The 24,645-nt window shown below is 69.0% G+C and carries 25 protein-coding genes, 1 tRNA gene and 1 riboswitch; of the genes, 7 read left to right on the top strand and 19 right to left on the bottom strand.

The genetic code is table 11. The features are described 5' to 3' along the window. Window positions 1-129: 129 nt before the first annotated feature. From ACWDUD_RS15180 to purD, 5 genes are all read right to left on the bottom strand, one after another. Window positions 130-750 carry a TetR/AcrR family transcriptional regulator gene (locus ACWDUD_RS15180; protein WP_231610186.1) on the bottom strand — a complete coding sequence of 207 codons (621 nt, stop codon included), beginning with the start codon at window positions 748-750 and terminating at the stop codon, window positions 130-132. A 68-nt stretch (window positions 751-818) separates the two neighbouring features. Beyond that, window positions 819-2,240, bottom strand: a complete 1,422-nt coding sequence (purB, locus tag ACWDUD_RS15175; protein WP_197251297.1) for an adenylosuccinate lyase — start codon at window positions 2,238-2,240, stop codon at window positions 819-821. Between the two features lie 11 nt (window positions 2,241-2,251). Then, the gene (locus tag ACWDUD_RS15170) at window positions 2,252-2,884 is read right to left on the bottom strand and encodes a TetR/AcrR family transcriptional regulator (RefSeq protein ID WP_197251296.1); all 633 of its coding nucleotides are present in this window, start codon (window positions 2,882-2,884) and stop codon (window positions 2,252-2,254) included. A 93-nt stretch (window positions 2,885-2,977) separates the two neighbouring features. After that, entirely contained in the window at window positions 2,978-4,156 is a 1,179-nt protein-coding gene (locus tag ACWDUD_RS15165; protein ID WP_248675268.1) for a pyridoxal phosphate-dependent aminotransferase, read from the bottom strand. A 68-nt stretch (window positions 4,157-4,224) separates the two neighbouring features. Further along, window positions 4,225-5,484, bottom strand: coding sequence for a phosphoribosylamine--glycine ligase (purD, locus tag ACWDUD_RS15160; RefSeq protein WP_197251295.1), 1,260 nt, complete (start codon window positions 5,482-5,484; stop codon window positions 4,225-4,227). A gap of 146 nt (window positions 5,485-5,630) precedes the next feature. Here purD and ACWDUD_RS15155 point away from each other — a divergent pair, with 146 nt between their 5' ends. Beyond that, window positions 5,631-6,056 (top strand): HIT family protein, encoded by a 426-nt coding sequence (locus ACWDUD_RS15155; protein WP_197251294.1) that lies wholly within the window; start codon window positions 5,631-5,633, stop codon window positions 6,054-6,056. Here ACWDUD_RS15155 and ACWDUD_RS15150 read toward each other — a convergent pair. From ACWDUD_RS15150 to ACWDUD_RS15140, 3 genes are all read right to left on the bottom strand, one after another. Continuing rightward, window positions 6,032-7,162 carry an alpha/beta hydrolase gene (locus tag ACWDUD_RS15150; RefSeq protein WP_450109826.1) on the bottom strand — a complete coding sequence of 377 codons (1,131 nt, stop codon included), beginning with the start codon at window positions 7,160-7,162 and terminating at the stop codon, window positions 6,032-6,034. The two genes, ACWDUD_RS15155 and ACWDUD_RS15150, sit on opposite strands and share 25 nt — an antisense overlap. Before the next feature lie 67 nt (window positions 7,163-7,229). Next, window positions 7,230-8,636, bottom strand: coding sequence for a sensor histidine kinase (locus tag ACWDUD_RS15145; protein ID WP_450109825.1), 1,407 nt, complete (start codon window positions 8,634-8,636; stop codon window positions 7,230-7,232). Further along, complete coding sequence (locus ACWDUD_RS15140) at window positions 8,637-9,344, bottom strand: response regulator transcription factor (protein ID WP_197251292.1); 708 nt, start codon at window positions 9,342-9,344, stop codon at window positions 8,637-8,639. Between the two features lie 139 nt (window positions 9,345-9,483). Here ACWDUD_RS15140 and ACWDUD_RS15135 point away from each other — a divergent pair, with 139 nt between their 5' ends. From ACWDUD_RS15135 to ACWDUD_RS15125, 3 genes are all read left to right on the top strand, one after another. Further along, window positions 9,484-9,690 carry a hypothetical protein gene (locus ACWDUD_RS15135; protein WP_197251291.1) on the top strand — a complete coding sequence of 69 codons (207 nt, stop codon included), beginning with the start codon at window positions 9,484-9,486 and terminating at the stop codon, window positions 9,688-9,690. Window positions 9,691-9,724: 34 nt separating this feature from the next. Beyond that, a riboswitch (guanidine-III (ykkC-III) riboswitch) is annotated at window positions 9,725-9,785 on the top strand. Between the two features lie 10 nt (window positions 9,786-9,795). Further along, window positions 9,796-10,110 (top strand): DMT family transporter, encoded by a 315-nt coding sequence (locus tag ACWDUD_RS15130; RefSeq protein WP_450109824.1) that lies wholly within the window; start codon window positions 9,796-9,798, stop codon window positions 10,108-10,110. A 37-nt stretch (window positions 10,111-10,147) separates the two neighbouring features. Further along, the gene (locus tag ACWDUD_RS15125; protein WP_450109823.1) at window positions 10,148-10,999 is read left to right on the top strand and encodes an ABC transporter; all 852 of its coding nucleotides are present in this window, start codon (window positions 10,148-10,150) and stop codon (window positions 10,997-10,999) included. Between the two features lie 96 nt (window positions 11,000-11,095). On the opposite strand, the gene ACWDUD_RS15120 is transcribed toward ACWDUD_RS15125, so the two are convergent. After that, window positions 11,096-11,170: transfer RNA gene (locus ACWDUD_RS15120), tRNA-Thr, on the bottom strand. A gap of 119 nt (window positions 11,171-11,289) precedes the next feature. On the opposite strand from ACWDUD_RS15120, the gene ACWDUD_RS15115 reads away from it, so the two are divergent. Beyond that, a complete protein-coding gene (locus ACWDUD_RS15115; protein WP_450109822.1) occupies window positions 11,290-12,786 on the top strand; it encodes a threonine/serine ThrE exporter family protein in 1,497 nt (498 codons plus the stop codon). Window positions 12,787-12,789: 3 nt separating this feature from the next. Here the strand turns inward: ACWDUD_RS15115 and ACWDUD_RS15110 are convergent, their stop codons facing one another. The 3 genes from ACWDUD_RS15110 to ACWDUD_RS15100 form a co-directional block, all read right to left on the bottom strand. Further along, complete coding sequence (locus ACWDUD_RS15110; protein ID WP_197251288.1) at window positions 12,790-13,029, bottom strand: MbtH family protein; 240 nt, start codon at window positions 13,027-13,029, stop codon at window positions 12,790-12,792. Then, window positions 13,026-14,417 (bottom strand): lysine N(6)-hydroxylase/L-ornithine N(5)-oxygenase family protein, encoded by a 1,392-nt coding sequence (locus tag ACWDUD_RS15105; RefSeq protein ID WP_450109821.1) that lies wholly within the window; start codon window positions 14,415-14,417, stop codon window positions 13,026-13,028. The genes ACWDUD_RS15110 and ACWDUD_RS15105 overlap by 4 nt, the downstream gene beginning before the upstream one ends. A 223-nt stretch (window positions 14,418-14,640) precedes the next feature. Further along, on the bottom strand, window positions 14,641-15,441 hold the full coding sequence (locus ACWDUD_RS15100) for an alpha/beta fold hydrolase (RefSeq protein WP_450109820.1): 801 nt from the start codon (window positions 15,439-15,441) through the stop codon (window positions 14,641-14,643). Between the two features lie 278 nt (window positions 15,442-15,719). Between ACWDUD_RS15100 and ACWDUD_RS15095 the strand changes: the two genes are divergently transcribed. Both ACWDUD_RS15095 and ACWDUD_RS15090 read left to right on the top strand, forming a co-directional pair. After that, window positions 15,720-15,893 carry a hypothetical protein gene (locus tag ACWDUD_RS15095; RefSeq protein ID WP_450109819.1) on the top strand — a complete coding sequence of 58 codons (174 nt, stop codon included), beginning with the start codon at window positions 15,720-15,722 and terminating at the stop codon, window positions 15,891-15,893. Between the two features lie 43 nt (window positions 15,894-15,936). Beyond that, entirely contained in the window at window positions 15,937-17,424 is a 1,488-nt protein-coding gene (locus ACWDUD_RS15090; RefSeq protein WP_248675272.1) for an alpha,alpha-trehalose-phosphate synthase (UDP-forming), read from the top strand. A gap of 42 nt (window positions 17,425-17,466) precedes the next feature. Here ACWDUD_RS15090 and ACWDUD_RS15085 read toward each other — a convergent pair whose 3' ends face one another. From ACWDUD_RS15085 to ACWDUD_RS15055, 7 genes are read right to left on the bottom strand one after another with little or no spacing between them, the layout of a single operon-like run. Next, window positions 17,467-18,087 carry a twin-arginine translocation pathway signal gene (locus tag ACWDUD_RS15085; RefSeq protein ID WP_450109818.1) on the bottom strand — a complete coding sequence of 207 codons (621 nt, stop codon included), beginning with the start codon at window positions 18,085-18,087 and terminating at the stop codon, window positions 17,467-17,469. Beyond that, window positions 18,084-18,623 carry a hypothetical protein gene (locus tag ACWDUD_RS15080; RefSeq protein WP_197251284.1) on the bottom strand — a complete coding sequence of 180 codons (540 nt, stop codon included), beginning with the start codon at window positions 18,621-18,623 and terminating at the stop codon, window positions 18,084-18,086. The genes ACWDUD_RS15085 and ACWDUD_RS15080 overlap by 4 nt, the downstream gene beginning before the upstream one ends. Further along, window positions 18,623-20,038 carry an MCE family protein gene (locus ACWDUD_RS15075; RefSeq protein ID WP_197251283.1) on the bottom strand — a complete coding sequence of 472 codons (1,416 nt, stop codon included), beginning with the start codon at window positions 20,036-20,038 and terminating at the stop codon, window positions 18,623-18,625. Before ACWDUD_RS15075 ends, ACWDUD_RS15080 begins: the two co-directional genes overlap by 1 nt. Beyond that, window positions 20,035-21,249, bottom strand: a complete 1,215-nt coding sequence (locus ACWDUD_RS15070; protein ID WP_450109817.1) for an MCE family protein — start codon at window positions 21,247-21,249, stop codon at window positions 20,035-20,037. The genes ACWDUD_RS15075 and ACWDUD_RS15070 overlap by 4 nt, the downstream gene beginning before the upstream one ends. Next, on the bottom strand, window positions 21,246-22,571 hold the full coding sequence (locus tag ACWDUD_RS15065) for an MCE family protein (protein WP_450109816.1): 1,326 nt from the start codon (window positions 22,569-22,571) through the stop codon (window positions 21,246-21,248). The genes ACWDUD_RS15070 and ACWDUD_RS15065 overlap by 4 nt, the downstream gene beginning before the upstream one ends. Continuing rightward, window positions 22,568-23,626 carry an MCE family protein gene (locus ACWDUD_RS15060; protein ID WP_450109815.1) on the bottom strand — a complete coding sequence of 353 codons (1,059 nt, stop codon included), beginning with the start codon at window positions 23,624-23,626 and terminating at the stop codon, window positions 22,568-22,570. The genes ACWDUD_RS15065 and ACWDUD_RS15060 overlap by 4 nt, the downstream gene beginning before the upstream one ends. Continuing rightward, entirely contained in the window at window positions 23,623-24,645 is a 1,023-nt protein-coding gene (locus ACWDUD_RS15055) for an MCE family protein (protein WP_450109814.1), read from the bottom strand. The genes ACWDUD_RS15060 and ACWDUD_RS15055 overlap by 4 nt, the downstream gene beginning before the upstream one ends.

Genomic DNA, 24,645 nt, shown 5'->3' with positions numbered 1-24,645 from the left:
CCGAAGCGTCGGTGTGGGACACGGTCGAGCCCGCAACATCGCACGATGGTGTGGTGGGTAGCCGTGAGGAACGTGGATCTTCACCGCCTGCCACGCCAGTGGCAGGAAGTATCAGATTTACGTAGACGCTCACGCGATGCCCCGCACCGGCACCGGACGGACGACGTCGAGCAGGCGCATCAGCTGCGCTTCGACCTCCGGGCGGTCACGCACGGGGTCGTCGCTGTGTGCGAGGTAGAGCATCGCTTCCTCGATCGCGGCGAGCAACAGGTGTGCCATCACGGGCGAGGGTTCCGACAGATCCCCGTTCTCGCGAGCGATCGCCCTCAGCGAATGCTCGATCCGGCGGATCGACGTGTGGCGGTGGGTTTCGCGGACCTCCGTCCACCCGAGCACCGCCGGTGCCTCGATGAGCAGCAACCTGCGGGTCGCGGGAGCGTACACCGTATCCAACGTCGCCAGGATCGCGCGGCTGAAACTCTCCCACTCGGACGTCTCGGGATCCTGCTTCCCCAGGGTCTCCTCGGCCTCGAGCTGGATGCGCTCGATAACACCCCGGAACAGCTCGCGCTTGTTCGCGAAGTGGTGGTACAGCGCACCGCGGGTCACCCCTGCTTGCACCACGATCTCCTCGGTGGCGGCAGCGGCGTAGCCGTCCCTGAGGAAGATCTCCTGAGCGGCGTCGAGCAGCGCAGCGCGCGTGCGCACCGCGTCTCGAACACGCCCGGAGTTCTCGTGTTTGTCGGACAATTTCTCTCCCCTGTCTTATCTGTTACCCGATCTAACGTCCCCCCCCCGGGCGTTTCGGCGCGTCGCGCTCAGAGAATCGGAGCCGGCGTGTACTTCGCTGCCTCCGGATACCTCGCGACGAGGTCGTTCACACTCTCGACCACGGACGCGACCTGCGCTTCGGCCGCCCCCACGAACGCAGAGCGGTCGGCGAGCGCGGCCTCGAGCGCCGTGCGGTCGAGCGGCAGCCGCTCGTCGGCGGCGAGGCGATCCAGCAGATCCGGTTCGCGCCCCTCCTCGCGCATCGCGAGCGCCACCGCCACCGCGTGTTCCTTGATCACCTCGTGGGCGGTTTCCCGCCCGACCCCGGCACGCACCGCCGCCATCAGCACCTTCGTGGTGGCGAGGAACGGCAGGTACCGGTTGAGTTCCTTCTCGATCACCGCCGGGTACGCACCGAACTCGGCGAGCACCGTCAGGAACGTCTCCGTCTGGCCGTCGACGGCGAAGAACGCGTCGGGCAGCGCAACGCGGCGCACCACCGAGCAGAATACGTCGCCCTCGTTCCATTGGGCGCCGGCCAGCTCGGCGGCCATCGACGCGTAGCCGCGCAGTACCACCTGCAGACCGTTGACGCGCTCGCACGAACGCGTGTTCATCTTGTGCGGCATGGCCGAGGACCCGACCTGGCCGGGCTGGAAGCCCTCGGTGACCAGCTCGTGCCCGGCCATCAGCCGGATCGTGTGGGCCAGCGACGACGGACCGGCGCCGACCTGAACGAGCGCGGAGAGCACGTCGTGGTCCAGCGACCGCGGGTACACCTGGCCGACGCTGGTGAAGACGTGCGAGAAACCGAGGTGCTCGGCGACCTTCCGTTCGAGCTGCTCGAGCTTGCCCGCGTCCCCGTCGAGCAGGTCGAGCATGTCCTGGGCGGTGCCCATCGGGCCCTTGATGCCGCGCAGCGGGTAGCGGTCGATGAGCTCCTGCAGCCGCGTCAGCGCGATGAGCAACTCGTCGGCGGCCGACGCGAACCGCTTGCCGAGGGTCGTGGCCTGCGCCGCGACGTTGTGGGAGCGGCCGGCCATGACCACGGTGGAGTACTCGGCGGCCCGCTCGGCGAGCCGCGCCGCGATCGCGACACCGTGCGCGTGCACGTGCTCGAGCGACCGCAGCACCTGCAGCTGCTCGACGTTCTCGGTGAGATCGCGGCTGGTCATGCCCTTGTGCACGTGCTCGTGCCCGGCGAGCGCGTTGAACTCCTCGATGCGAGCCTTCACGTCGTGCCGGGTGACGCGCTCGCGAGCGGCGATCGAGTCGAGGTCCACGTTCTCGAGGACCCGCTCGTAGTCGGCCAGAGCCTCGGCCGGAACGTCGATACCCAGCTCGGCCTGTGCCCGCAGCACCGCCAGCCACAGCTGCCGTTCGAGCACGATCTTGTGCTGCGGTGACCACAGTTCCCGAAGCTCGGGGCTGGCATAACGGGTGGCAAGGACGTTCGGGATCAGGCTCACAACCGCACAGTTTACGGGTCGGGACTCACCGGATCGGTGTCGGCAGGCGGCGCGACGCTCCCGACGACGTCGAGCAGGAGCCCGCGGGCCAATCCGCGCGGATCGGGGTCGAGCTCGCCGAGAGCTCCCAGGACGGCTCCGTCGACAGCCGCCACGAGCCTGCGGATCTGCGTCGGATCGACGGTGCGGCCGCAGCGTTCCAGCAGGTCGGTGAGCAATTCGTCGACGATCCGCCGAGCGTGCAGCTGGACGTCGCGCAGCTCGGTGTGACGCGCGGTCGCAACGCACCGCTCGTACCGGGAGATCAGCTGCTCACGCTCGAGCTCACCGACACCGCGGGGCCCCACCAGCAGGTCGATGATCAGTTCGGCGGTCGACTCGAGACTGCGGCGGCACGGGGTCACCTCCTCGACACGGGCCCGCATCTCCTCCAACTCCCGGCACGAGTTGTGCTGGAACGCGCACACCACCAGCTCGTCGAGGGATTCGAAGTAGTAGGTCGTGGAGGCGAGCGGCAGGCCCGCCCGGTTCGCGACAGCGCGGTGACGGACGGCGTCGATACCGCCCTCGAGGATGAGCTCGGCTGCCGATTCGACGAGCGCCTGGCGGCGCCGCTCGCCTTTCGGTGTGGCAGCTGTCGTCACACTGTCATCGTGACAGTCTCGGCCGCTCCACCAGGGGAGAACGGCCGGAAGCACGACATCGCCCTAGGTGTGCTGCCCGGGCACGGGGTGCCGTCAGGAGGGCTGCAGCCAGGCGTGCAAGCGGTCCAGCGCCTGCTCGATGTCGGCGGTCGCACCGGCAAACGACAGGCGCACCGTCTCGTCGCCGCGGACGGTGTCGAAGTCGATGCCCGGAGCGAGCGCGACCCCGGTGTCGTGCAGCAGCCGCGAGCACCACGCAGTGGACGTCTCACCGGGTCGCAGCAGGTGCGCGATGTCCGCGTACACGTAGAACGCGCCGTCGGCGGGCGCGAGCTTCGTGATCCCCATCGCGGGCAGTCCCGCCAGCAGCAGATCCCGGTTCCGGGCGTAGCGCTCGACGTGCCCGTCCAGCTCGGCGCGGGCCTCGGCACCGAATGCCTCGGTCGCCGCGTACTGGGAGATCGCCGGAGGGCACACCGTCATGTTCGAGGCGAGCCGTTGCAGCGCGCGCTGCAGCGACTGCGGCACCAGAATCCAGCCGAGCCGCCAGCCGGTCATCGAGAAGTACTTCGACACCGATCCGACGACCACCGATTCGCGGGACGTCGCCCAGGCGGTCGACGTGGCCGGTGTGCCCGGGGTGGCGAACTCGATGCCGTGATAGATCTCGTCGGAGATCAGCAGGGCACCGTGGTCGTCGCACCAGCGGGCGAGCGCGGCCAGTTCCTCCGGCTCGATCATGGTGCCGGTCGGGTTGGCGGGGCTCGCGACGATCAGACCCGCCGGTGGGGTGTCGAGCGCCTCGAGCATCGCGACGGTCGGCTGGTAGCGGGTGTCCGGACCGCAGTCCAGCTCGACCACGTTGCAGCCGAGCGCCGCGAGCGTGTTGCGGTACGCCGGATATCCGGGCCGCGCGACGACGACGGTGTCACCGGGGTCGAACGCGGCGAGGAACAACAGCGTGAACGCACCCGACGATCCGGTGGTGACCACGACGTCGTCGGCGTCGACGTCGATGCCGTAGCGGTCGCGGTGGTAGGCGGCGATCGCCTCGCGCAGCGGCAGGATCCCGAAGGTCTCGGTGTAGCCGAGCAGTTCGTCGTCGATCGCACGGTGGGTCGCGCGCAGCACCGGCGCGGGCGCCGGCGTCGACGGCTGCCCGGCCGCCAGCGACAGCACGTCGCCGTGGGTGCGCTGACGTTCGGCCGCGGCCTTCCACACATCCATGACGTGGAAGGTTTCGATGTTCGATCGTCGGGATTCGTTACGCACGGATCCGACGGTAGTCCCTCACCTTCCGGTGGCGGACGATCGGTTACCGCCCGCCCCCGGACAGCAGGTCAGACGGTGATGCGGCCCTCGACGGCGGCGAGCCCGATGTCGGTGCGGAAATGCCCACCGGGCAGCTTGATTCCGGCGAGTGTCGCGTACGCCTGGTCGCGGGCCGCGCTGAGATCGGCACCCACACCGACCACGCTGAGCACCCGGCCACCGGCCGAGACGATCGCGCCGGACTCGTTGCGCTTGGTGCCGGCGTGCAGCACGCCCTCGGCGTCGGCGCCGGCGCCGGTGATGACGTCGCCGGTGCGGGGGCTGGCCGGGTAGTACTCGGCGGCCAGCACGACCGTCACGGCAGCACCGTCGCGCCAGCGCAGCGGCGGCAGCTCCGCGAGGGTGCCGTTGGCGGTGGCGGCGAGCGCCTCACCGAGCGGGGACTCGAGCAGCGCGAGAACGGCCTGCGTCTCGGGGTCGCCGAAGCGGCAGTTGAATTCGACGACCGCGGGGCCGTCCTTGCCGATCGCCAGACCGGCGTACAGCAGCCCGGAGAAGCCGCAGCCACGGTTCACGAGTTCCGCGGCGACCGGCCGGACGACCTCCTCGACGATGACGTCGACGGTCTCGGCGGGCAGCCACGGCAGCGGCGTGTACGCGCCCATGCCGCCGGTGTTGGGTCCGGTGTCCCCGTCACCGACGCGCTTGTGGTCCTGGGCCGGCAGCAGCGGAACGACGGTTTCGCCGTCGACCAGGCAGAACAGCGAGACCTCGGGGCCGTCGAGGAACGATTCGAGCAGGACCGGGTGCCCGTTCTCGAGGATCTCGGCGGCGTGATCGCGCGCGACGGCGCGATCGGCGGTGACGACCACGCCCTTGCCGGCGGCGAGTCCGTCGTCCTTGACGACCCAGGTCGGACCGAAGCGATCCAGCGCCTCGTCGAGCACGCCGGGCGAATCGACGACCTCGCTGTGCGCGGTCCGCACCCCCGCGGTGTTCATGACGTCCTTGGCGAACGCCTTCGATCCCTCGATGCGGGCGGCGGCGGCGGACGGGCCGAAGCATGCGATGCCCGCGGCACGCACCGCGTCGGCGACACCGAGCACCAGCGGGACCTCGGGGCCGATCACGACGAGGTCGACGTTCTGTTCCTTCGCGAGCGCGACGACCTGCTCGGCGGAGGCGGCGTCGACCGGGAACTGTTCGGCGATCTGAGCGATTCCGGCGTTGCCGGGTGCGGCGAGGACCGCGGTCACCCCCGGGTCGCGGGACAGAGCCAGGACGAGAGCATGTTCACGGGCACCGGAGCCGATAACGAGTACGCGCACGCAGGACAGACTACGGGACTGCCCGGTGCCACGGTTTCAGCCGGGCGGACCGTCGGATCCGCTCGCCGAAAGTCATCCGCCGACGGTTTATCCGTTGGCGGGTGTCCGTCTGCTCAGCGGATACCTCGGCGCCTATCCTCCCCGACATGGCTTCCGTATTCAGCATGATCATCGCCGGCGACCTGCCGGGTCGCTTCGTGTGGCAGGACGACGACGTCGTCGCGTTCCTCACCATCAACCCGATCAACCCGGGCCACGTGCTCGTGGTCCCCCGCGAGGAGGTGGACCACTGGCAGAACGTCGACGACGAACTCTGGGCCGAGGTCAACGGCGTCGCCCGCATCATCGGCCGTGCCGTGTGCGCAGCGTACGACTCCCCGCGCGCGGGCCTGCTCATCGCCGGACTCGAGGTTCCGCACCTGCACCTGCACGTGTTCCCCGCCTACGACCTGGGCGACTTCGACATCTCGAAGGCCGAGCGCGACCCGTCGCCGGAGGCCCTCGACGAGGCCCGCGACAAGATCCGCGCGGCGCTGCGGGAACTGGGCTACGGCGCCAACGTCCCGGACTGAGCGTCCCGGGCCTCGGGTGCGAGGTCGCTCGCCGGGACCTGCGGCGTACCGTGCGGGTCGGCCAGGAACTGCGCCAGGTGCACCCACGACGTGGTGCGCGCGGTGGGCCCGGTGAGCAGACCGAGGTGACTGCCGGGCGCGGTCGCGAACCGGACCGCCGCGTTCGGCAGGACACCGGTGATCGCTTCGACGGCCGGAACCGGCGCCAGGACGTCCTCGGTTCCGGCCAGCGCGAGCACCGGAACGGTGACTGCGGCGAGGTCGATCGTGCGCTCCCCGAACCGCGCCTTCCCGGAGGCGAGGTCGTTGGCGACGGTCAGGCGCATGCCCATCTCGTGGAACAACCGTCCCGGATAACCGAACATGCCGGCCTGGAACCGGTCGATCGATTCCATGCGGACCAGTCGGTCGGCGTCGGCGATGTTCAGGGCGATGAACCACGGCCGCAACAGTTCCCGCTCGAGAGCGGTCGCGCGGTAGCCGATCTGCACGAGTGGTGCCGGGACACCGCCGAGGACGCGTGACACCCCGGCCAGGACGGGATCACCGACGTATCGTCCTGCGAGCCGCGCGACCGCGAGCAGCGGGATCCGCGCGTAGTCGATCGGCGTGCCGAACGCGGCGATCGACCGGATCGGGAGCTCCGGGTGCGCGGCGGCGGTGAGCAGGCAGAGCGTCCCGCCGAGGCTCCATGCGACGAGGTCGACCTCGCGGTTGCCGCTCAGCTCGGAGACCCGGTGGATCGCTTCGGGCACGATGTCGTCGATCCACACCTCGAATCCGAGGTCGCGGTCGTCGACGTTCATCGGCCCGTAGTCGAGGACGTAGACGCTGCGGCCGAGCTCGACGAGGTACTGCACCACGCTCTGGTCGGGCATCAGGTCGTAGCAGCTCGACGGCGCAGCGAGCGGGGTGACGAGCAGGACCGGGGCCCCGGCATCCTCCGGGCCGAATCGGCGCAGGGTGCGGTGCGGGCCGTCGCCGACGACCACCGACGGGGTGCGGTGCGGCGGCGCGATCCCGTCGCCCGCGAACAACGACCAGGTGTTGCGGGCCGCGCCGAACGCAGCGCCTGCCGCACTGCGTGCCGTGTCGGTGATGCCCATACTCGGTTTGCCTCCAGCGTCGCGCGGCCTGTTCCGCAGACACCGAAGCGGGTAACTTACCGAGAAGTCAGTCCACCTGCCGCCGCGGCAGCAGCACGCGGAACGTCGCGCCCCTGCCGACCTCGCTGTCGACGTCGACGGTGCCGCCGTGCGCGGCGACCAGTGCCGCGACGATGGACAGACCCAGGCCGCTGCCGCCGGACGCGCGGGTCCGCGAGGTGTCGGTCCGGTAGAAGCGTTCGAACACCCGCTCCCGATCCTCTTCGGCCAGTCCCGGTCCGGTGTCCGCGACTTCGAGCACGGCGTCCTCACCGACGGTGCCGACCCGCACGGTCACCGACGCATCGGCCGGGGTGTGCGTGAGCGCGTTGGTGACGAGATTGTCGACGACCTGCCGCAGTCGCACCACGTCGCCGAGCACTTCGGGGGTGCCCGGTCCGTCGATGACCTCGAGCCCGATCGTGCGGTCCGACGCGACGGCGCGGGCACCGTGCACGGCGTCGGCGGCGAGGGCCAGCAGGTCCACGGGCTTCTGCTCGAGGGGCCGCTGCGCGTCGAGACGGGCCAGCATGAGCAGGTCCTCGACGAGGACTCCCATGCGGCGCGATTCGTTCTCGATCCGGGTCATCAGCAGATCCGTGTCGCGGCTGGCCCCCTGCCGGTACAGCTCGGAGAACCCGCGGATCGTGGTCAGCGGGGTGCGCAGCTCGTGCCCCGCGTCGGCGACGAACCGGCGCATCTTCTCCTCCGAGCGGCGCGCCGACTCCTCGGACGCGGCGGTCGCCGCGAACGCCGACTGGATCTGCGCGAGCATCGAGTTCAGAGCCACGGACAATTGCCCCACCTCGGTGCGCGGATCCCGCTCCGGCACACGTTCGTGCAGGTCACCGCCCGCAATCGCGACCGCGGTGCGTTCCACCTCCCGGAGCGGGCGCAGGCTGCGCCGGACCACGAAGTAGCCGGCGACGCCCAGCACGACCAGCACCGCGGTGCCGATTCCGAGCTGCAGGACGACGAGTCGCCCGACCGTCTCCCCGATCTCCTCCAGGCTCATCGCGACGGTGGTGGTGCCGCCGTCGGGGTTGGAGGTGGTCAGCACCCGCCACCGGGGGCCGGAGCCGCCGACGGACCCGACGGTCACCGGTTCCGGCGTGGGCGCGCCCGGCAGTGCCGGGGCCGCCGACCGATCGTTGATCGTGACCCGCGCCGTGCCGTCCGGGTTCAGGACCTGCACGTAGAACAGGCTCGGCGGCCGGTCCGGACCCACCGCCGGAGGCGGCGGATCCGGACGGGTGCCGAGCGGCCTGGCCCAGCCGTGCGCGGCGTCGTGCAGGTCGCGGTCGATCCGGCTCAGCAGCGACCCCTGCAGGGACGAGGTCACCGCGATCCCGGACGCGAGCAGCCCGAGCCCCGACAGCACGAGCAGCGCGGCGACGAGGGTGAATCGCAGCGGCAGGGCGGGCAGGCGACGCATCTACTTCGGCTCGCGCATCACGTATCCGACGCCACGCAGCGTGTGGATGAGCGGCCGGTCGCCGGTGTCGATCTTGCGCCGCAGGTAGGACACGTACGACTCGACGACCCCCACCTCGCCACCGAAGTCGTAGTTCCACACGTGGTCGAGGATGCGCGGTTTGCTGAGCACCGTGCCCGCGTTGATCATGAAGTACCGCAGCAGGGTGAACTCGGTGGGCGAGAGCGACACCGGCTGTCCGGCCTTCCACACCTCGTGGGTCTCGTCGTCGAGTTCGATGTCGGCGAAGGTGATGCGCGACGACCGGTCCTCCTCGGACACCTTCCCGGCGCGGCGCAGGATCGTGCGCACGCGCGCGATGACCTCCTCGAGGCTGAACGGCTTGGTGACGTAGTCGTCCGCACCGAGCGTCAGGCCCGACACCTTGTCCTCGACGGAGTCCTTCGCGGTGAGGAACAGCACGGGGGCGTCGATGCCGTCGGCGCGCAGACGACGCAACATCCCGAACCCGTCCATGCCGGGCATCATCACGTCGAGGATCACCGCGTCCGGACGGAAGGAGCGGGCCCGGTCGAGGCCCTCCGTGCCGTTCGACGCGGTCGCGACCTCGAACCCCTGGAACTTCAGGCTCACTGCGAGCAGTTCGACGATGTTCGGCTCGTCGTCGACGATCAGGATTCGCGCTTCGGGAACGGTCACGTAACCCATTGTCTCGGGTGCGGCTGTCCGGTCGCTGACTGCTTCCTGTGAGAACGCTGGGAGTGCAGACTCGGGCATTGCGGACTCGGGCGGGCGGTGACGGGCGCGCCTCACACAGCTGTCGGACCCCGGTGTTAACAATGAGGGCATGTCGTGCTCCGCCTGCCTCGCCGACCTGGACCACTGCCACGGAACCCTCGTGGTGCATGCGATTGTCGAGATCGAATGCACCGACCCCGACTGCACCGACCTCGCGTCGGTCCGCCACAGCCTGATCATCGACTGCTCGGAACTGTCGGGTGGCTGCGGCTGCACCGAGCTGCGAGTGTCCGCGACGGCGCTGCGGGCGTCCTGACCTCGGGCCGCCGCGAAAAAGTTCGCTAGACTACAGACCGTCGATCGACACCCGGACGAGCGCACCGTACCCGGCCAGCGACAAGACGGTGCAGCGGAGCTCGTCATGGCATGGATCGTTCTCGTCTTCTCCGGTGTCCTCGAAGCGGTGTGGGCCACGGCGCTCAGCCGTTCGGCCGGATTCACCCGCCTCGGACCGTCCGTCCTCTTCGTCGTCGCCCTGGTGGCCAGCATGGCCGGCCTCGCATACGCGATGCGTTCGCTGCCGGTCGGCACGTCGTACGCGGTCTGGGTCGGGATCGGCGCGGCGCTGACCGTCGGATTCGCGATGGTCACCGGCGGCGAGGCCGTCTCGGTGGCCAAAATCCTCCTCATCCTCGGAATCGTCGGGTGCGTCATCGGATTGAAGGCGCTCCACTAGACCGTTTTCTCGTGTGTCCGGTGGTTACAGTGAACGCATGAATCTGGCGTCCGCGCTCGCATTCCCGCTCCGGGTCGGCCTGACCGCGGCGGACACCGCGCTCGGGATCGCGGAGTCCGTCATCGGCACGGTCCGCGTGGCCGTCTCCCCGGCCACCTACGAGACGCTCGGCGCGGTCGGCCTCACCGATACCCGCGGAACCCTGGGACTGTTGCAGCAGGTGTCCGAGCTCGCGTCCGACAATCGCCCGCTCGGGCATGCGTTGCGACCGGGTGGTCCGCTCGACCGGCTGCTCGCGCCCGGCGGCGCCGTCGACCGGCTCACCGCCCCAGACGGAATCCTCGAGAGACTGCTCGTGCCGGGAGGAGCCCTCGACCGGATCACCGCGCCCGGCGGCCCGCTGGATCGGGTCCTGGCCGACGACGGTGCCCTCGACCGGCTGCTCTCCGAGGGCGGTCTGCTCGATCGGCTCACCGCACCCGACGGCCCGCTCGAGCGACTGCTCGCCCGCGACGGCGCCGTCGAACGGCTGACCGCGCCCGGCGGCATCGTCGACACCGCGATCAAGCCGGGCGGTGTCGTGGAACGCGCGCTCGCGGAGGGCGGTGTCCTCGACGTCCTGCTGTCCGAACGCGGCGCGCTCGAACGACTGCTCGCCGAGGGCGGCCCGCTCGACCAGATCGTGTCGCTGTCCGAGACCCTCGCGCAGCTGACGCCGGGCATCCAGCAGATGCACCTGAGCATCGACCTGCTGCAGGAAACGGTGGAACTGCTGCGCGGTGCGGTGGGACCTCTCGGCGACCTCGCGGGCAAGCTGCCGGGCCGCTGGCTGCGCAGCGGTGGCGCTTCCGGTGGCGCTTCCGGAAAGGGTGAACTCCCGCCCGGCTGACGCGCGTCGTCAGCCGCAGAACGAACAGACATCCGCACACGTCCAGGACTTGTGCGGATGTCGCTTTGATGCGCGGATCGGCCCTTTGGCCGATCGTGGAGCCCCCTGTCGGGATTGAACCGACGACCTTTCGCTTACAAGGCGAGTGCTCTACCACTGAGCTAAGGAGGCAGTGAAGCGCGATCATCATATAGGCATCACAGCCCCCTCGCGCCACCGGCCGGTTTGGTTACGGTGGGGTGCATGGTTTCCCCGGCGACGATCCTGGTTCCCATCTCCGGGGGCACGCGATGGTGAACGTGCTGAGCGCAATGCTCGGAAAACTCGTCCTGGATCGACGGGCAACCGTCGACGCGGTCACCGAGGCTCCGGCGCCGCTGCAGCCGATCGATCTGACCGACGACGCGACGGTCGCCGAAGCCCTCGACGTCGCGGTGCGGGTCGGCGAAGTGCTCCTCGCCTCCGGCACCGGCGCGATCGACACCTCGGATCAGGTGCAGTTCGTCGCGGCGACCTACGGGCTGGCGCGCTGCGACGTGGACGTGACCTACAACTCGATCGTGCTGTCGGCGCACCGGGGCCCGACGATGCCGCCGGCGAGCACGATGCGGATCGTGCACTACCGGTCGATGGACTTCACCCGGCTCGCGGCGGTGGACCGGCTGACCCGCCGCATCAGACGGGACGCGATCTCCCCCGCCCAGGCCCGCGAGGAACTGCTCGCGATCACGTCGGCTCCGCACCCCTACAACCGCTGGGTCGCGACCTTCGCCTGGTCCGCGATGGCGGCGTCGATCGGGATACTGCTCGGCGGTGGCCTGCTCGTCGCGGCCGTCGCGTTCGTATCGACGCTGGTGATCGACCGGGTCAACCGGTTCCTCAACGGACTGGGCCTGCCGTTCTTCTTCCAGCACCTGGTCGGCGGCATCATCGCGACCGCCCCGGCGATCACGCTGTACGCGTTCCGGGAACCGCTGGGGGTCACGGTGTCGCCGGGACTGATCATCGCGGCCGGGGTGACGGTGCTGTTGTCGGGCCTGTCGCTGGTCGGTTCGGTGCAGGACGCGATCACGGGCGCGCCCATCACGGCATCGGCCCGCTTCTTCGAGCTGGTCATGATGACCGGCGGAATCATCGCGGGTGTGGCGACGACACTGCGGGTCGCCGTCCTGCTGGGTGCGGAGCTACCGGTCATCTCCTACGTCGCGCAGACGGGTCTGACCCAGTTGCCGACGCAGTTCGCGGCCGGTGCCGCCGCGTCGCTGTTCTTCGCCCTGGCCTGTTACGCCGAGCGCCGCGCACTGACGGCAGCGGCCCTGGGCGGCGCGGCCGGTGCCCTGGTGTACCAGCTGGCCCTGGAGCTGAGCGTCGGCCCGATCATCGCGTCGGCGACCGCGGCGACGGTGGTCGGCTTCGCCGGTGGCCTGATGGCCCGCCGTGCCTACACTCCGCCGCTCGTCGTCGCGGTCGCCGGGATCACCCCGCTGCTGCCCGGCCTGGCGCTGTACCGCGGTCTGTACGCGATCTTGCAGTCGGAACTGCTCGTCGGGTTGACCGCCCTGTTCGCCGCGTTCGGGATCGGCTGCGGGCTCGCGGCGGGCGTCACACTCGGCGAGTGGATGGCCCGGACCGCGCGCTACCCGCGCAGCATGCGCCGATCGGGTGCACTGCGCCGGCCGTCGCTGCGCCGGACCAGGTCGCGGCGGACGCGGAGCTACGCGAGCCCGGAAACGACGAAAGTCACGCCGCGCTTCGGTCGCTTGCGGCGTGACTTCCGGAAAGGCTGATGGTCAGGAGTTGGCCTGACGAGCCTTTTCGTCGGCCTCCATGGCGTCGCGCAGGCTCTTCGGACGCATGTCGGTCCAGTTCTGCTCGACGTACTCGACGCATGCAGCGCGCGATTCCTCGCCGAACACGACCCGCCACCCCTGGGGGACCTCAGCGAAGGTCGGCCACAGCGAGTACTGCTCCTCGTCGTTCACGAGGACGTAAAAGCGGCCGTCTTCGTCATCAAATGGATTCGTGCTCATCTCGCCTCACTTGTTGCGTAGGTGTGCTGGTCGGGAATCCTACCAAGGAGCGACAGCTCCCCATGGCCGCCTGCCAGGTTCGCCCTGCGCCGTTCCAGCACTGCACCGAGGATCTCACCTGCCCGGATCGCCGTGTTCGACAGCAGCGACGCGGTGATGCCGTGGGTCTTCTCGGTGCCGCCCTGCAGATAGATTCCGCCGTCGATGTCGTCGGGCGTGGGCAGCCGGTAGTCGCGGTCGACCTCGCGCAGCGGCGTCTCGGCCGGCGCGAGATCGCCGAGCAGCGGGGCCAGCGGCGCCGGGGTGAATCCGGTGGCGAGGACGACGGCGTCGCACATGAGCGTGTGGGTCAGGCCGTCGAGACCGCTGCGCACCTGCACCTCGATCCCGGTCGCCGTCTCCTCGACACCGGTGATCTCCGAGGCCCGGCGCATGAACAGCCGCCGCTTGCCCGAGACTCGCTCGCGGTATTCGGTCGCGTAGATCTCGGCGATCAGGTCGGGATCGACGACCGAGTAGTTGGTGCCGCGGTGCAACTCGAGCAGGCGAGCGCGTTCCTCGTGGGGAGCGCTGTGGAGTTCGTCGACGGTGCTCGGATCGAAGATGCGGTTCGCGTAGGGGCTGTCGTCGGCGGGGCTGTATCCGAAGCGGTTGAAGACGTTGTGCACCTCGGCGTCGGGGTAGTTGCGGTGGAGGTACTGCACGACCTCGGCGGCGGACTGCCCGGCACCGACGACGACGAACCGCTGGTGCACCGGTGCCGGCATCTCGGCGAGGTGGAAGAGGAACTGGTGGTTGTGGAAGCAGCGCGCGGATTCGTTGGCCCACTCGGGAATCCGGGCCCGCAGGCCGATGCCCACCACCACGTTGCGGGCGTAGACGATCTCACCTTCGGCGGTACGGACCGCGAACAGTTCCACCTTGCCGGTGCCGTCGCGCACGGCGTCGACGCCGGTGACCTCGGTGCCGTAGCGGACGTCGGCATCGACTCGTCCGGCCGCCCACTGCAGGTAGTCCTGGAACTCGTGGCGGGTGGGGAAGAAGGTCTGGTGATTGACGAAGTCGACGAGCCGGCCGCGCGAGTGGAGGTAGGAGAAGAAGCTGTAGCTACTGGTCGGATTCCGGAAGGTGACCAGGTCCTTGGGGAAGGCGATCTGCATCGTGGCGCCCTCGAGGAGCATCCCCGGGTGCCAGGAGAACGACGGCTGCTTCTCGAAGAATCGCGCCCGGACCGGCGAATCCGGCTCGGCGGCGTTGCGCTCTTCGATCGCAATGCTCAACGCCAGGTTGGCGGGCCCGAATCCGATACCGACGATGTCGAAGACGTTGTCCGGCGGGAAGTCCGGCACCTCCGAAACCTCGGAGGGCGCGCTGTATCGATCGGTCATCACTCATCTTTCGTGCTCGGGGGCCACAGCCGCAGGCGGTTTCGATCGACTCGGAAAAAGATAGCTCAGGCTATCCTTTGTTCGGTGAGCCTACCAATAGTTGCCCCGCTCGTGGTGACCTCCGATCTGCAGCCGGATCCCCGGCACGAAAGTCCCGAAACAAGTTGAGCGCGGCGGGATCACGTTCGATCCCACCGCGCTCGTCGGTCGCGAAGGTGTGGCCTCAGCCGGCCAGGAAGTCCAGAACCACCTTGTTCACTGCCTCGGGCTGCTCGAGGTACCCGTAGTGACCGGCGTCGGGAATCTCCTCGTAGACGGCGTTCGGGATCGCGTCGGCGACCTCCTTCGACAGGTACGCCGGAATCATCCGGTCGTCGGCGAATCCGACCGCGAGGCACGGCACCGTGATCGCACGGTAGGCGGCGCGTCGATCGAACTCGCGGTCCATCGAAAGCTGCGCCCGCACACCCGCCGAGATCTTGCCGCCGGTGAACTCGAACACGTCGAGCCAGTCGCGTGCGGCGTTCGCGTCCACGAGCGACGCCGGGGACAGGTTCATCACCGCGGTGACCGCGGCCCGGTACTTCGGCGGCAGTTCGACGCCGTTGTCGTACAGCTGGCGTTCCCCCTCCGTCAGCGTGAGCTGGAACTGATCCATCCGAGCGTGACCGGCCAGGAAGACCCCCTTGCGCACCAGGTCCGGCCGGGCCAGCGCGAGCTCCTGCGCGACGCGGGCGCCCATCGACGTTCCGATGACATAGGCGGGTCCGCCGAGCAGTTCGATCAGGCCCGCGGTGTCGGCGACGAGATCGTCGATCGTCATTCCGCTGAGGCTCTCCCCCGACGGAGCGATCCCGCGATTGTCGAACGTGGCCACGCGGTAGCCCGCCTTGACCAGCGCCGGCACCTGATGCAGGTCCCACACGCGGCCGGGGCTCCCCGTCCCCATGATGAGTACAACGAGGTCGCCGGTCCCTTTGACCTGGTAGTTCAGCGGGATGCCGTTGATCGTCGCGATGGGCATGAAGACCTTCCTCGAAAACGTCGCTGCGTGGCGGCCTCGCCGGAACGAGCGCACGGGCCGCGTCCACCGTACCGTGCGGCACGGCCCATCCGACGGCCCCGCAGGAACGCGGTGAGCGCACAGCCGAGGGGCAGCGCGGCGTCGGCCCCCCTTATCGATACAGACCTCGCCCGGCACGCGGTGCCGCGGTCGCGGCTGGCGTGGGCATGTCCGGTTCTCCTAGAGTCGAACTACGAATGGCCTGCTCGAGCCGAGCAGCACTCCCGGGAGGAAACACCATGGCCGCCGACGTGACCACCGACAACGACATCGCCGACGAAGACCTCGAGCCCGTAGCCGAACAGACTGCCGGCCAGGCGCAGCGCGTCGTCGCGGCCTACGCCGAGGACGCCGACGAGTGCCGCATGCTGCTGTCGATGCTCGGCATCGGACCGACCGACAAGTCCGCCTGACCGTCCGCTCCGACAGCCACCCAGCCAGAGAAGAGGACGCCCCGTGCCCGCAGCCGATTCGCCGACCCTCACCGAATCCGACTTCGTTGTGGTCGCCAACCGGCTGCCCGTCGACCTCGAACGCCTTCCGGACGGCACGACCCGATGGAAGCGCAGTCCCGGCGGCCTCGTCACCGCGCTCGAGCCGATCCTGCGCACCCACCGCGGTGCGTGGGTCGGCTGGGCCGGTGTCGCCGATGCCGACCTGGATCCGATCGTCGACGACGACCTGGTGATGCACCCGGTTCCCCTCAGCGCCCAGGAGATCGCCGACTACTACGAGGGATTCTCGAACGCCACGTTGTGGCCGCTGTACCACGACGTCATCGTCCGTCCCGAATACCACCGCGAATGGTGGAACGCCTACGTCGAGGTCAATCGCCGGTTCGCGGAAGCGGCGGCGAAGGCCGCCGCGCAGGGTGCGACCGTCTGGATCCAGGACTACCAGCTCCAGCTCGTTCCGAAGATGCTGCGGATGCTGCGCCCGGATCTGACGATCGGCTTCTTCCTCCACATTCCGTTCCCGCCGGTCGAACTGTTCATGCAGATGCCGTGGCGCACCGAGATCGTCGACGGGCTGCTCGGCGCCGATCTGATCGGCTTCCACCTGCCCGGCGGAGCCCAGAACTTCCTGTACCTCGCCCGGCGACTGGCCGGGCACCAGACCTCCCGCGGCAACGTCGGTGTCCGGTCGAAGCTCGGTGTCGTCCAGGTCGGGTTCCGCACCGTCCGGGTCGGGGCGTTCCCGATCTCCATCGCGTCCGGTGAACTCGACGAACAGTCCCGCCGCAAGTCGATCCGCGACCGCGCCAAGCAGATCCGCAAGGAACTCGGCAATCCGAAGCGCATCATGCTCGGCGTCGACCGGCTCGACTACACCAAGGGCATCGACGTCCGGCTCGACGCGCTGCACGAACTGATCGCCGAGGGTCGCGTCGACCCGTCCGAGACGGTGATGGTGCAGCTCGCGACCCCGAGCCGGGAACGGGTCGAGTCCTACATCCACATGCGCGGCGAGATCGAGAAGATGGTCAGCCGCATCAACGGCGAGTACGCCGAGGTCGGCCGGCCGGTGGTGCACTACATCCACCGCCCGGTCCCCCGCGACGAGCTCATCGCGTTCTTCGTCGCCGCCGACGTGATGCTCGTGACTCCCCTGCGCGACGGGATGAACCTGGTCGCGAAGGAGTACGTGGCCTGCCGCAGCGACCTCGGCGGCGCCCTGGTTCTGAGCGAATTCACCGGTGCCGCAGCAGAATTGCGTCAGGCCTTCCTGTGCAACCCGCACGATCTGGAGAACGTGAAGGACCAGATGGAGGCCGCGCTGTCACAGTCCCGCGAGGACGGACGGCGGCACATGCGGGCACTGCGACGGCAGGTCCTCACGCACGACGTGGACCGCTGGGCCCGCGCGTTCCTCGACGCGCTCGCGCACGGCGGCGCGGCAGGTCCGGCGCTGATCGCCCCCGCGGAGGCCGGCGAACCGGTGTGACCCGGCCGCCCACCTCCGGCGGTTCGGCCGCACGCGCCTCGATCAGATCGGCCCCAGCCGGCTCACCAGCCAGCGACCGTCCTCGTTCTCCAGCTCGACCCGGACCCGGCTGGCGCTGCTGACCGCCTCCGGGAACTCCGAGTTGGTACTGATCGTGTTGACGAACAACATCGCCACGGCGTGGTCGGCCTCGGCCGAGACGATCGACGACGACTGCACGACGGCCTGAACGCTGATCGACTTCTCCTTGGCGCCCGGGACGATCACGTTGTTCATCAGGTTCAGGTATTCCTCGCGGAAGTCGCCGGTCAGCCCCTCCGCGGCGGCCGCGACCTGCTCGTCGACCTTGTCGTAGCTGTATGCGAGCACGGCGACGGCCTGCTCCTCGGCGGCCTTCACCGCGTCGGTGCGTGCCACCTCGGCGGCGTTGTCCTGGAGCTTGCCGTAGGCCAGCCAGCCGACGACCGCGGCCAGCACGACCGCGACGGCCACGAGTGCCCCGGCCAGCGCCCGCGGAACACCTTTCTTCCCGGTGGGAGACACGGACTCGCCGCCGGAGGTCGCCTCCGCCGTATCACTGCCGGAGGCGGTCTCCCTGCTCTTCTCGAGGACGACTGCCTCGTCGCTGCCGTCGTTCTTCTCGGTCCGGTTCTCGTCGCTCACGGTACGAACTCCACCTTCGATGCCAACAGCCGTCCGCCCTCGTCGCAGATCGTGACCCGCAACCGGAAGTCACGCGGCGAGGGTTCGGGCTGGCCGGCGTTGGACACCATCATGCGCGAGGCAACCAGCGACGACGTGCACGCGCCGTCCTCGGTCTGGATGCCCGCCTCGATCACTTCCCCGTTGGTGTCGACCCCGGCCTTCTGCACGACCTCCACGAACGGGCCTTCGCGGCCTTCGAATTCGGCCTTGAAATCACCGGTGGCCCCGTCGAGCAGTCGCTGGACGTCGGCGTCGGCAGTGTCGCTGTGAATCGTGGTCAGGTTCAGCACCGTCTGCCGCGCGGCCTGCAGGTACGCCTGGCGTCGTTCGTCACGCTCGTTGCTCGACTGCCGGTCGATCAGCAGCCAGACCCCGGCCGCGATCAGCGCGACGATCAGGACCGCCGCGCCGATCGAGACGGGCCGGGTCCACGCCCGACCCGCCGACGTGCCCCCGGAGGTCGGGTTCTCCGATGTCGTGTTCTCGTCCGTCATCAGCCCTGCTGTGCCTTCATGTACGCCTCCAAACTCGTGTCTGCCCCCGTGCCCGTGTGGCGGTAGACCGTGCCGTCCGGACCAATGTACGTGCCGGTCGCCGGATCGATCCGGCGCGCGGTCACACCCGCGGGCGCGGCGGCGTCCGAACCTTCGGAGTACGACGCGGGCTGAGGGACGTCGTTCGCGGATGCCACCGGCGTCGGCGGGCCGATCCACGGGTTGTCGGTGTACTCGGGCTGGTAACCGGTCCGGCACATTTCCGGCGTCGGTGCACGACGGCCCGGGAACTCCATGCAGGGAACGTTGCGGGCACCGCGCACAGTGTTCGGATCCGATTGCGGCAGTTTGCAGAACAGGTCACCGGGCGAGTCGATCAGGGACTCGTCGGCGGGACTGCGCCACTGGTCCGGCGGAAGGAAACCGGCCAGGCACGGCGGCGGATCGTGCAACTGGAGATGGAAGTCGACGACCGCACCGTCCTCGGCCGGTCCGCTGCCGGCCGCGGTGATCAGTGCCGTGGTCATCGGCGGGTACAGCACCAGGATCTGTTCGATGCCGGCGTTGTAGACGACGCCGACCTCACCGACACTGACGAGGTTCGCGAGCAGCAGCGGCAGGGTGGGTTTCAGGTCCTGCAGCAGTTGCTCGGCTTCCGCGGCCGCGCCGGGCCCCTTGTCCATCAGCGCCCGCAGATCCGGGTCGCTGACGCGGAGCCGGTCGGTGAAGGTCACCATGTCCCGTGTCCAGGAACGGATCGCGTCGCTGCTGACGACCTGGGTGTCGAGCAGCGGGCCGAGCTCGTCGAGCAGCTGACTCGTGGGAGCGCTGTTGGCGTTGGCCTCCTGCACGAACAGGCGGGTCGAGTCGATCAGTCGCTGCAGATCGGGCCCGGATCCGTTGAACGCATCGAACGCCTCGTCCACGACGGTCTGCAGGCGCGTGTCGCTGATGCTCGCGAGCAGCACATCCGCCTGGTCGAGCAGTGCCCCGACCTCCTGCGGCACGGTCGCCCGATCGACGGGGATCACGTCACCGTCCGCGAGATGCGCTTCGTCCGAAGCATTCTCGTGCGGCACCAGGTCGATGTACTGCTCGCCGACCGCCGACACGCTGCGCACCGCGACGTCGACGTCCGCCGGAATCTTGTAGTCGCTGTCGATCGACATCTCGGCCTCGACCCCGGTAGGTGTCAGCGAAACAGTATCGACCACACCGACATTCGTTCCCCGATAGGTGACGTTCGAATGCCGGTACAGGCCACCGGTCGACGGCAGCTCCGCGGTGACCGTGTAGCGGCCGACCCCGAGAAGCTGCGGCAGCCGGACGTACTGCGCCGACATGACGACCAGTCCGATCACCGTGAGGATCGCGAAGATCACCAACTGGATGCGGACGAACCTCGAGAGCATCATGGCGCGGGCACCCCCAGCTGCGGCAGTTCGGGGATCGTGAACTCGCCGAGCCCCGGGACGGTCACGGTCGCCGGGCCGGGCCCGGTCCGCGGAGCCGGCGGCTGCAGCGGGGCCAGGAACGGGTCGGTGGCCTGTCCCGCAAGTCCGGCGTCCTGCCCCAGGATGCCTTCGGGACCGGCGAGCCGGCCGGCGAGCGGGGTTCCGGTCAGGAAGTTCAGGTCGAGACGATCCAGGGTCAGGTCGATGGTCATGGCGAGGTTCGCGTAGTCGCCTCGGATGATGTTGTTGATACCGGCCTGCGGGAACGGGTAGGTGAGCAGCACACCGAGCACCTGGGTGAGCGAGTTGCCCGAATCCGCGAGTGCCCGCAGGGTCGGGGTCAGTGCCTGCAGGTTCGTGTCCAGATCCTGACCGGCGTTCTCGACGAGCCTGCTTGCGACGGAACTCAACTCACCGAGCGAGGTCAGCGCCGCGGTCAGATTGCCCCGCTGATCGGAGAGCACCTCGAGCGCCGCGGGCAGTTCGTCGAGGGCGCGTTCGAGGGTGTCGGTCTGGTCGTTGACCGTCGACGCCAGCCGGTCCATGCCCTCCATCGCGGAGATGATGTCGGTGCGCTGCCGGTCGAGGGTGCCGACGAGTTCGTCGAGCCGCGGCATCAGGTCGCGCAGCGAATCCTCGCGTCCGACGAGCGCGGCGTTCAGTTCGGTGGTGATGTCGTTGATCTGGGCGAGCCCGCCGCCGTTGAGCACCACCGACAGCGACGACAGCGTCTGCTCGGTCGTCGGGTAGGCACCGGCGCGTTCGAGCGGGATGACGTCGCCGTCCTCGAGCCGGCCCTGCGGCGGTTCGTCGGTCGGCTCGGCCAGTTCCAGGTGCTGCGATCCGAGCAGGCTGGTCTGCCCGATGCGGGCGGTGGCGTTCGCGGGCAGTTCGACGTCCCCGTCGAGGGCCACCGTCACCAGCGCGTGCCAGTCCACGACCTCGATGTTCGCGATGCTCCCGACGGTGACGTCGTCGACACGCACCGGCGAGTTCTGGGACAGCGTCGTGACGTTCGGCATCTCGATCTGCACCTGGTACGCGCCGTCCCCGCGCCCGGCGGTGCCCGGCATCGGGACCGAGTTGAGCCCGTTCCATTCGCAGGCCGACAGTGTCATCGCGGCGATGGCCAAGGTGGTGACGGCTGTGAGCCGCCCGGTGCGCGTGGTCATCGGCCTCCTCCCGGCTGCAGCAGTGAGCCCAGGTCGCCGGGCACCTCGATGCTCGGCAGTCCGGACAGCAGCCCGTCGACCGGGCCCGGTGCGGGCGCTTCCTCGGGGGCGATTCCACGTCCGGCCGTGGCCTCTTCGAGCCACGGTTCGGTGTAGTAGAGCTGGTCCGGGAACGCCTGCACGCCGGCGATCGGGTTGATCAGGTACGGCAGGTAGTTGCTCGACAGCGATGCGAGCACGGGTCCGAGTTGCTGCCGGCACAGTTCCTCGCTGCGATCCGAGGTCGCGTTGGCCGCCGCACCCACCGAGCCGCACATCCATTCGATGGGGTTGCGGCCGTTGCTGATCGAGAGGGCACCGGTGAGCGAACCCTGAGCCGGCTTGTAGATGTTGTAGAAGTTCGACAGCGCCGTCGGACCGGAATGCAGGACCCGTTCGATCTCGGGCCGCTTGCGGGCGAGGACCTCGGTGGCGTCGGCGAGACGCTCGACGGATTCGGTGAGTCCGTCACGGTTGTCCTGGACGAACCGCTGCACGTCGCCGACCGCGATGTTCAGGTCGGTGAGCGAGGTTCCGAGCTGGTCGGAGCTCGCGGCGAGCACGTCGGACACGGACGCGAGGCGGCCACCGAACTGCACGATCTGCTCGTCGCTCTTCGACAGCACGGAGACGAATGCCTGCAGGTTGCGGACGGTGGAGAACAGGTCGGTGCGGCCGTCGGAGAGGGTCCGCATCGTCTCGGACAGTTCCCGCAGCGCCTCGCGCACGGTGGCGCCGTTGCCCTCGAGGTTCTCGGCGGCGGTGTCGATGAACCGGCCGAGCGATCCCTGCGGGTCGAGATCCTCCGGTCCGAGGGCCTCGGTCAACCGCATGAGTTCGGTCTTGATCTCGTCCCACTCGACGGGAGAGGCCGTGCGCGACAACGGAATCGTGGCGTCGTCGGCGATCGTCTCCCCACCGGAGTACACGGGGGTGAGCTGAATGAACCGTGCCGAGACGAGGCTCTGCGCGATGATCACGGCCTGGGCGTCGGCGGGGACGTCGACCGAGTCGTCGACCTGCATCGTGACGCGGGACATGTCGGCGCCCGGTTCGATGGAGGTGATGCGCCCGACCGGCACGCCGAGGACCCGCACGTCGTCGCCTTCGTACAGTCCTGTGGTGGACACGAATTCGGCGTGGATCGTGCGCTTGCCCCAGCCCGGCAGCACGAGCGCGGCGACGCCGGCGATCAGGGCCGCGGCGACCGCGGCGGCGACCGCGGGCAGCAGCCACTTCGGCCGGCCCGGCTTCTTCCGGTTGTCGATGGTCGTGTCGCTCATTCGCCATCCTTCTTGATCGACGGCGGGTTGTCCGGAATCACGTCCTCCAGGTCCTCCTGCAGGAGTTCGGGCGCGACGAACCCGTCGACGACCGCCTTCCACCACGGTGCGGGCAGGATGTTCGAGACGTACGCGTTGAAGAACGGTCCGCTGGCGACGGATTCGCCGAGGGAACTGATGTAGGGGCCGAGTCCGTCGAGTGCTTCGGCGATGTTGTCCTTGTTCGCCTGCAGATTCGCGGTGACCGCGTTCAGCGTCTCGAGGGTCGGCGCCATCTGTGCCTGGTTGTCCTGCACGAGACCGGTCAGCTGCCGCGACACCGCCGAGACGTTCGCGATGAGTTCGGTGATGGCGTCGCGGCGCAGGCTCAGTTCACCGAACAGATCGTTGGCGTCGAGGATCAGTTCGTTGATGCGGTCGCTGCGTTCGGCGAGGATGCCGGTGACGTTCTCGGCGCGGCCGAGAAGTTCCTGCAGCGATTCGTCGCGCGCGTTGATGGATTCGGAGAGCCGCCGCATGCCCTCGAGAGCTCCGCTGATCTCGGGCGGGGTGTCCTGCAGTGCAGTCGACAGGGCGTCGAGCGATTCGTTGATGCCCTCGGTGTCGAGTTCGGACACGCTCGTGGTGAGGTCCCCGAGCGCATCGGGCAGCGAGTACGGCGCGTTGGTGCGCTCGACGGGGATCGTCGTGCCGGGCCGCAGGACGCCGTCGCCGGCCGGCCGCACCGCCAGGGACTTGCGGCCGAGCACGGTGTTGGTCTTGATGTCGGCACCGGTGGCCTCGCCGAGGGCGATGCCGTCGCGGACCGTGAAGGTCACGAGAACCTGCTGTCCGTCGAGTTCGACGCCGGTGACGGTGCCGACGTCGACACCGGCGAGGCTGACGTCGTCGCCCGGCACGAGCCCACCCGCGTCGGTGAAGTGCGCCGAGTAGTTCAGGCCTCCCGAGATGAACGGGAGCTGGTCGTACTGCAGGCCCGCGAGCACGATCGCGGCACACACACCGAGGCCGATGACACCGACCTGGACTGGATTGCGTTCACGAGTAGGGCTCATTCGACCTTTGCACACCTTCCGGTCGTCTGCTCCGCCGACGTGTAACGGATCGTCGTCCCGTCCGGTCCGGAGAACTTGAACGTGTTGGCGCACAGGAAGAACTGGAAGAAGTTTCCGTACACACCGACACGGATGAGCTTCTTGTAGTCCGTCGGCAACCGTTCGAGGGTGCGATTGATGTCGTCCTCACCGAGCTCGAGCTGCGTCATCGTGCGGTTGGTCTCGGCGATCACCGACTGCAGGTCGGGCCGCGTTTCCTGCAGCAGCGACGCGAGATCCGCGGTGCCCGCGGACAACTGCGGGAGCGCGGCCCCGATGGGGTCGCGGTCCTCGGCGAGGCCGTCGACGAGAGTGTGCAGCCGGTCGATGGTGTCGCCGAACTGCTCGTCGCGTTCGTCGATCGTGCCCAGCACGGTGTTGAGGTTGTCGATGACGTCGCCGATGAGCTGGTCCCGGTCGGCGAGCGAGTTGGTGAACGAGTTGGTGTTGCCGAGCAGCGACACCAGCGTGCCGCCCTGTCCCTGGAAGATCTGCAGCAACGCGCCGGACAGGTCGTTGACCTGCTGCGGATCCAGCCCCTTCAGCAACGGCTTGAATCCGCCGAGCAGCAGATCCAGATCGAGCGCCGGCGCGGTCCGGTCGAGCGGGATGGTCTCACCCGGCTGCAGCTTCTCGCCGCTGCTGCCGGCACCTTCCAGCAACTCGAGGTAGCGGTCGCCGACGAGGTTCTCGTAGCGGACGGTCGCGCGGGTGCTCTGCAGCAGCGTGTATTTCGAGTCGACGTCGAAGTCGACCTCGGCGATGTTGCCGTCACCGATGTCGACCCTGCCGACCGACCCCACGGGAACACCCGCGATGCGCACCTTGTCGCCGGGCTTCAGCCCGGACACGTCGGTGAACGTCGCGCGGTATCCCTCGCTGCCGGAGAACCGGGCCTGGCTGAACACCACGGCGAGGCCCGCGAAGATCAGGATCATCGCGACGGCGAAGGCCGTGAACTTGATGGTGGTCGGTCTCAT

The sequence above is a fragment of the Rhodococcus sp. NPDC003382 genome (genome assembly GCF_053589135.1).
Note: the sequence above shows the minus strand (reverse complement) of the source record. Positions and strands in the feature narration are given on the sequence as shown.